This window comes from Bacillus sp. P4_D3, from assembly GCF_056401855.1.
This window is the reverse complement of sequence record NZ_JBFUIN010001028.1, coordinates 1-924: the sequence shown is the minus strand read 5'-3', so window position 1 is coordinate 924 and position 924 is coordinate 1. Positions and strand designations below refer to the sequence as shown.

The 924-nt window shown below is 34.0% G+C and carries 2 protein-coding genes; both read left to right on the top strand.

Annotated elements, in window-relative coordinates; translation table 11 throughout:
* A partial coding sequence (locus AC1DTM_RS28910) for an ABC transporter permease (RefSeq protein ID WP_477001534.1) occupies positions 1 to 657 on the top strand: 657 nt, incomplete at its 5' end.
* A gap of 11 nt (positions 658 to 668) precedes the next feature.
* Positions 669 to 924 (top strand): ATP-binding cassette domain-containing protein (locus tag AC1DTM_RS28905; protein WP_477001533.1); only part of this gene is annotated, 256 nt, incomplete at its 3' end.

Below are 924 nucleotides of genomic sequence, written 5' to 3'. Positions count from 1 at the left end.
GGTATAAGTAGCATTCAAGTCGTGTATTTCTTGAAAGATCCACAAAACATTGAAGCATTTAAAAAAGAAGCAAAAAAATCTGATATTGATTTTAATTATTATAAATTAGATGCACATGACTCGTTGTACAAACAAATGATTGATCCTATCGACAATATCTCTTCTACTTCTCAAATGATTATTTATATTGTATCGATTGCAGGGGCGATTATATTAGGGTTAATCATTATGTTATCGATTAAAGCACGTCGTAAGGAAATGGGGATTCTATTGTCCATTGGAGAGAAAAAGTGGAAACTGATGGCGCAGTTCGTAGTAGAAGTAGTATGTATCGCTATTTTAGCATTTGGATTATCCATAACAACAGGAGCTAAAGTTTCTCAATATATAGGGGATAATTTACTTTCGAGTGAAATTGCTACAGCAAGCGAAGAAACAGACACCCCACAAAATGGTACTGTAATGATGTCTGGACCTGGTGGTACTCTACAAAACCAAAAAGAAGATCCAATTGATAAAATTGATGTAAGTGTAACAGGAGAAGATGTAGGGAAAATGGGGGGGATCGGACTAGCTATTGCTATATTAGCAACGCTTCTTCCAGCATTATCTATTCTACGCCTGAATCCAAAACAAATTCTTTTAAAAGATGAATAAGGAGGCTCGATATGGAAACGATTTTACAATTTAAAAACTTAGATTATTATTATGAAAGTAACGGAAAAAAAGTAGCGATACTAGACAATGTTAACTTTTCTTTTCAAAAAGGACATTTCTACACGATTCTAGGACCATCTGGATCTGGTAAAACTACAACTCTTAGCTTAGGCTGTGGGCTAGATATACCTAAAAATGGTTATGTACTGTTTAATGGAAAGGATATTCGAAAAATTGGTTTAGATCGGTACCGTAATCAAAATGTAT